This window comes from Accumulibacter sp., from assembly GCF_031732815.1.
Lineage (GTDB): Bacteria > Pseudomonadota > Gammaproteobacteria > Burkholderiales > Rhodocyclaceae > Accumulibacter.
In genome coordinates, this window is the sequence record NZ_JAVMKF010000124.1 from 22,557 (window position 1) to 29,032 (window position 6,476).

At 65.9% G+C, this 6,476-nt stretch carries 3 protein-coding genes; all 3 read right to left on the reverse strand.

What is annotated here, in order from left to right; genetic code table 11:
* Positions 1-27: 27 nt before the first annotated feature.
* A complete protein-coding gene (locus RKP46_RS08935; RefSeq protein ID WP_311106324.1) occupies positions 28-2,637 on the reverse strand; it encodes a DEAD/DEAH box helicase in 2,610 nt (869 codons plus the stop codon).
* A 213-nt stretch (positions 2,638-2,850) separates the two neighbouring features.
* Positions 2,851-5,160: a Tex family protein gene (locus tag RKP46_RS08940; RefSeq protein ID WP_311106325.1), complete on the reverse strand. Its 2,310-nt coding sequence runs from the start codon at positions 5,158-5,160 to the stop codon at positions 2,851-2,853.
* A 120-nt stretch (positions 5,161-5,280) separates the two neighbouring features.
* The coding region (gene icd, locus RKP46_RS08945) for an NADP-dependent isocitrate dehydrogenase (protein WP_311106326.1) at positions 5,281-6,476 on the reverse strand (1,196 nt) is incomplete at its 5' end.

The window sequence follows — 6,476 nt, forward strand, 5'->3', positions numbered from 1 at the left end:
CCATCGCCCTGTACCTTGCCCGGTGGGCTAGCGCCGGCCGCCGCCGAGCAGGCCGAGCAGGCCTTCGGCCAGGCGCTGGACGGTCTGCGCATCGGGCACCGGCAGCCTCAGGTAGCGCTCACCGGTTTGCGCGTCGCGGCGCACCCATGGCGATTCGCGCTCTCCCTGTGCCGCCGCGGCCAGTTCACCGAGCAACTGGATGCCGGCGCCGAGCAGCGGCGCCCAGGGATCGGCGGCGGTGTGCGGCCCGCCGGGTGGAGCGCGGTCGATCGCCGCGCCGCCGTCGTCTGGCTGATGCACGGCAACGTGGGCGTTCGTGGCGGCTTCGGTTGCTGGCTCGGCCGCCGTCTCCGGGTGGCTGTCTGGCGCTGCGGGCGTTTCCGTCGGCAGCTCGGCGGGCGCTGCTGGGCTATCCGTCGCCGCGACGCGCTCGCTGGCGGCCTCGGCCTCGCCGTCGGTGGCAGACAGCGAATCAAGCGCTTCTGCATCCTGGCTCTCGGCGTCGATCGTTTGCTGCGACATCGCCCCCGAGACCTGCTCGACGGTCTCCATGAACTTCGACAGGCGCGAGCCGTGTAGCGTGATCTCGCTTGCGCCGTCGTCGAAGACGCCCGAAAACAGCGATTTCTTGAAAGCGAGAACGGAAAGCATGCTTTCCTCGATGGTGCCGCGCGCGACCAGGTTGATCACTTGCACGCCGCGCGTCTGGCCGAGACGGTGCACGCGCCCGATGCGCTGTTCGAGCACAGCGGGATTCCACGGCAGGTCCATGTTGACGACGACCGCGGCGGCATGTTGCAGGTTGAGCCCGACTCCGCCGGCGTCGGTACTCAGAAAGACCCGGCAATCGGCATCGTTGTTGAAACGGTCTACCAGTTCGCCGCGTTTTTCGCTGGGCACCCCGCCGTGAAAAAAGACGTGCTGCCAGTCGCGTTCGAGCAGTCGACGGACAATCAGCTCGTGCGTCCGCTGCCATTGGCTGAAAACGACGACTTTGGCCGACGGCTCGCTCAGAATGTCGTCCAGCAAAGTCATCAACTCGTCCGCCTTGAAGCCGTCGTCGGTCTCGTGGTCGAGCAGGAAGCTGCTGTTGCACGACATGCGCATGTTCTGCAGGGCGCACTGCAGGCGGAGCTGATCCTTCTCGGAGAGAAAACCGCTCTGTCGCCAGCGTTGAACGATGCGTGCCACCTGCGCGCGGTTTTCCTCGTGATAATCGGCCTGCAACGGCGACATCGGCATGAAAAGCGTGCTGTCGACGCGTTCTGGAAGCTGTTCGAGAACCTCCGCCTTGCGTCGGCGCAGCATGATCGGCGCCAGCGTCTGGCCGATGCGGTCGAGTGCCTGGTAGCCGACGACGCGGCCGTTTTCGTCGCGCTTCTGGTGTTCGTCGAGCAGCCGCCAGGTGGGACCGAGTCGGTGTTGGTCGACGAACTGGACGATAGAAATCAGTTCCTCCAGGCGGTTCTCCAGCGGTGTGCCGGTGAGCACGACGGCGAACGGACTGGCGATCCGTTTGAGCGCGCGCGCGGCGATCGTGTTCCAGTTCTTGATCCGCTGTGCCTCGTCGACGATGACGACATCCGGCGCCCAGGCGTCGATCAGGTCGAGGTCGCGGCTGATCGTTTCGTAATTGGCGATCTTGCAGAAATCGTCCTGCGCGTAGCGTTGCTGGCGTACGGCGCTGCCACCGCCGATGACGCATACCCGGCGTTCGGTGAAACGCGCCATTTCGCGTTCCCACTGATGCTTGAGCGAGGTTGGGCAAACGATCAGGACGCGCTCGGCAGCAAAATGGCGGGCGAAGAGCTCGACCGCAGCGATCGCCTGGACGGTCTTGCCGAGGCCCATCTCGTCGCCGATCAGGGCGCGCCCGGCACGCGCGGCGAAGAGTGCGCCGGCGCGCTGGTAGGGGTAGAGCGCGGTCTTCAACAGGCCGGCGAGTTGCGGGCTGTCGGCGCCGAGCGGGTAGGCAGCGTCGAGCGTCGCGCGCCGCTGTTCGCCATCGCGTACCTCGGCGATGAAGGCGAGCGCGTCCTCCGCGCAACGCAGTTCGTGCCCGGACGCGCGCACGCGGACGAGAAAATCCGTCAGGTCGGCGAAGCGCGCAACTGGCAGTTGCCAGCCAGCGTCAGCGTCGAACAGTTCGCTGGCCAGCGTGTGCAACTCGTCCGGGAAGGCGCTGCCCGGGCGCAGGCGGACGCGCCGCTGGCCGGCGTAGTCGAGGAACAACTCGCTGAACGTTCCGCAGAAGCCCGCGGCGAGTTCGTCCCGGCCGGCGGGCTGGGCCGCGATGCGGGCCAGGGTGAACTCGATGTGCTTGCACGTGCCCAGATCGTTGGTCGCGAAGTCTGGGCACGTGCAATGATTGTCGCCGGTCTCGCCGCCGCGAATCCAGACGCGGTAACGGCTGCGTCGACTCGGGTTATACACAGAGAACTCGGAGAAAACCGGTTCGTCGCCGAGGTTCTCGAGCTCGAATGGCTGTTCGCGGCCAAATTGCCGGCGCAGGCCGCGCTGCCAGTCATCGACGGCCAGGTCGAGGGGTTTGCGTTGGCGTGAGAGGCGAGCCTCGGTCGCGCTGCGCGCGCCGGTCTTCTGCCTGGAAACGGAAGCTTGATCGGAAGGGCTGGGCATGGGGGTATCCGGGCTGGCACAAAGAAGGTTGGCGGGTGAGGGCGCGCAGAGCGGCGAACAGGAAAGCCAAAAGCTGAAAGCCGAAAAAGCCAGAGAAGGTCGGTCGACCACGGCCACCCTGCGCGCTGCTGCATATTGTAGTCCGGCGTGCGCAGCGGGCGGCGTTGCGAGGCGCCAGACGCGGCCCGCCTGCGGCGATGACCGCTGCCGCCCTCATCGCCGCAGGCGGGCAAACGCGCTGGCCATGGCGCTCGCCGGTTCGGGCTGGCTGTTCTGCCGTTGGCGCGCGCGTCCGCTGGTTGGCGCCGAGCCGGCGCGCGGGGCGCTCGGCAGCTCGTCGCTGAGGCGCATCGACAGGGCGATTCGGCGGCGCGGCAGATCGACTTCGAGCACCTTGACCTTGACGACGTCACCCGCCTTGACGACGCTGCGCGGGTCTTTGACGAACTTGTCGGCGATCGCCGAAATGTGCACCAGGCCATCCTGATGCACGCCGATGTCGACGAAGGCGCCGAAGTTGGCGACGTTGGTCACCACGCCTTCCAGGATCATGCCGGCCTGCAGGTCCTTGAGGTCCTCGATGCCGTCGCGGAAAGCAGCGGTGCGAAACTCCGGGCGCGGGTCGCGGCCGGGTTTTTCCAGTTCCTGCAGGATGTCGCGGACGGTTGGCAGGCCAAACCTGTCGTCGGTGTAGCGTTCCGCAACGAGTCCTCTGAGCAGGCGCACGTCGCCGATCACCCGGCGGATTTCCTGCTTGAGGTCGGCCAGAATACGCTCGACCAGCGGGTAGGCTTCCGGGTGCACGGCCGAGCCGTCGAGCGGGTTGTCGCCGCTGTTGATGCGCAGGAAACCGGCGGCCAGCTCGAAGGTCTTCTCGCCCAGGCGGGGAACCTGGCGCAGCGCCTGCCGGTTGCGAAACTCGCCGTGCTCGTTGCGGAAGGCGACGATGTTTGCGGCCAGCGTCGGACTCAGTCCCGAGACACGGGTGAGCAGAGCAACCGAAGCGGTATTGAGGTCCACACCGACGGCATTGACGCAGTCCTCGACGGTGGCCTCGAGCGTGCGGGTCAGGCGCGTCTGGCTGACATCGTGCTGGTACTGGCCAACACCGATCGATTTCGGATCGATCTTGACCAGTTCGGCAAGCGGATCCTGCAGTCGGCGGGCAATCGAGACGGCGCCGCGCAGGCTGACGTCGAGTTCGGGGAACTCGCGTGCGGCGTATTCCGAGGCCGAGTAGACCGAGGCGCCGGCTTCCGAGACGACGACCTTCGACAGGTGCAAATCGGGCTGCAGGCGGATCAGATCGCCCGCCAGGCGATCAGTTTCGCGCGAGGCCGTGCCATTGCCGATGCTGATCAGTTCGACCGCGTGTTTCTTCGCCAGAGCGGCCAGCGTGGCGAGGGCGCCCTGCCAGTCCCGGCGCGGTTCGTGCGGGTAGATTGTCGCGCTGTCAAGCAGCTTGCCGGTGCGATCGACGACGGCCACCTTGACGCCGGTGCGCAGGCCCGGGTCGAGGCCCATCGTCGCGCGCTGGCCGGCCGGTGCAGCGAGCAGCAGGTCACGCAGGTTGGCGCCAAAAACCCGGATGGCTTCGGCCTCGGCGCGTTCGCGCAAGGCGTTCATCATTTCGAGCTCGAGGTGCAGCGAGAGCTTGATGCGCCACGCCCAGCGCACCGTATCGGCCAGCCATTTGTCGGCCGGGCGACCCTGGTTGACGATGGCGAAGCGCCGCGCGATGCGCGACTCGCACGCGTTGCCGTTCTCTGCCGGTCCCTCGAGTTCGCTGTCGAGGACGAGGGCAAGCTGCAGGACGCCCTCGTTGCGGCCGCGGAAAAGGGCCAGCGCGCGATGTGAGGGGATGGCGAGAAGCGCTTCGTTGTAGGCAAAGTAGTCCTGGAACTTCGCACCTTCGCTCACTTTACCGGCGACGACGGTCGAGCGCACGACGCCGTGCTCGCCGAGATAGTCGCGCAGCTCGCCGAGCAGTTCGGCGTCTTCGGCGAAACGTTCCATCAGAATCTGGCGCGCGCCGTCGAGCGTGCTCTTGACGTCAGGGAAGCCTGCCTCGGCGTTGAGGTAACGCTCGGCTTCGGCTTCCGGGATAAGCGTCGGGTCGGCCAGCAGCGCCTCGGCGAGCGGCACGAGCCCGGCTTCGCGCGCGATCAGCGCCTTGCTGCGCCGCTTCGGCTTGAACGGCAGGTAGAGGTCTTCCAGCCGCTGCTTGGTTTGTGCGCCGTCGATTTCGCTTGCCAGTTCGGTCGTCAGCTTGCCTTGCTCGGCGATCGAAGCGAGGATCGCCTGGCGGCGTTCTTCGAGTTCACGCAGGTAGGCCAGACGTTCGGCCAGAACGCGCAACTGATTGTCGTCGAGGCCGCCGGTCACTTCCTTGCGGTAGCGCGCGACAAAGGGTACGGTGGCGCCGTCGTCAAGGAGCTGGGCGGTCGCCAGCACCTGAGCCGGGCGGCAGCCGATTTCTTCGGCGATGGTCGTGGCGATGCGTTGTTCGGTCGGGCTGGGCATGGTCGTCGTCGGGGCAGCGGGAGAAGGCAGGTCGGCCGGGCAGGACAGGGCCGACGGGAGAATGACAATGACAAAGCCCCCTTGCGGGGGCCTTTTCGCTTGCTGGCAGCGCGCCAGAGATTACATGCGCGCAATCATCGCGTCGCCGAACTCGGAGCAGGAAACTTCGGTCGCGCCTTCCATCAGACGCGCGAAGTCGTAGGTCACGACCTTGTCGCCGATGGCAGCTTCCATCGAGCTGATGATCAGGTCGGCGGCTTCGATCCAGCCCATGTGGCGGAGCATCATTTCGGCCGAAAGAATGAGCGATCCGGGATTGACCTTGTCCAGGCCGGCGTATTTGGGTGCCGTGCCGTGTGTCGCCTCGAAGCAGGCGTAAAGGTCGGAGATGTTGGCGCCGGGAGCGATGCCGATGCCGCCGACCTGCGCCGCGAGCGCGTCGGAGATGTAGTCGCCGTTCAGGTTGGTCGTGCAGATCACGTCGTATTCGGCCGGACGCAGGAGGATCTGCTGCAGGAAGGCGTCGGCGATCGAATCCTTGATGATGATGCCGCTCGGCAGCTTCAGCCATGGTCCGCCGTCGATCGGCACGCCGCCGAATTCCTTCTCCGCCAGCGCATACGCCCAATCGCGGAAGGCGCCTTCGGTGAACTTCTGGATATTGCCTTTGTGCACGATGGTCACCGAGCGCCGCTTGTTGGTGATCGCGTATTTGATCGCAGCGCGTACCAGGCGCTCGGTCCCTTCTTCGGAGACCGGCTTGATGCCGATGCCGGAAGTGGCCGGGAAGCGGATCTTCTTGACCCCCATTTCCTCCTGCAGGAACCTGACGACCTTGTTGCAGGCGTCGGAGCCGGCGGGCCACTCGATGCCGGCGTAGATGTCTTCGGTATTCTCGCGGAAGATCACCATGTCGGTTTTCGACGGGTCCTTGAGCGGCGACGGTACGCCGCGGAAGTAGCGCACTGGACGAACGCACTGGTAGAGGTCGAGTTCCTGGCGCAGCGCGACGTTCAGTGAGCGGATGCCGCCGCCGACCGGCGTCGTCATCGGGCCCTTGATCGACACCGAGTATTCCTTCAGCGCTTCCAGCGTTTCGGCCGACAACCAGACGTCGGAGCCGTACATCTGGGTCGATTTTTCGCCGGCGTAGACTTCCATCCAGTAGATTTTCTTACCGCCGCCGTAGGCCTTGGCGACTGCCGCATCGACCACCTTGATCATGACGGGCGTGATGTCAACGCCGATTCCGTCGCCCTCGATGTAAGGAATGATCGGGTTATCAGGGATCGCCTGCCCGGGAACGATTTTCTGGC

Coding starts and splice junctions, on each gene's coding strand:
- RKP46_RS08940 (WP_311106325.1), bottom strand. CDS start 5,160: ATGCCCAGCCCGACCGAACAACGCATCGCCACGACCATCGCCGAAGAA.
- RKP46_RS08935 (WP_311106324.1), bottom strand. CDS start 2,637: ATGCCCAGCCCTTCCGATCAAGCTTCCGTTTCCAGGCAGAAGACCGGC.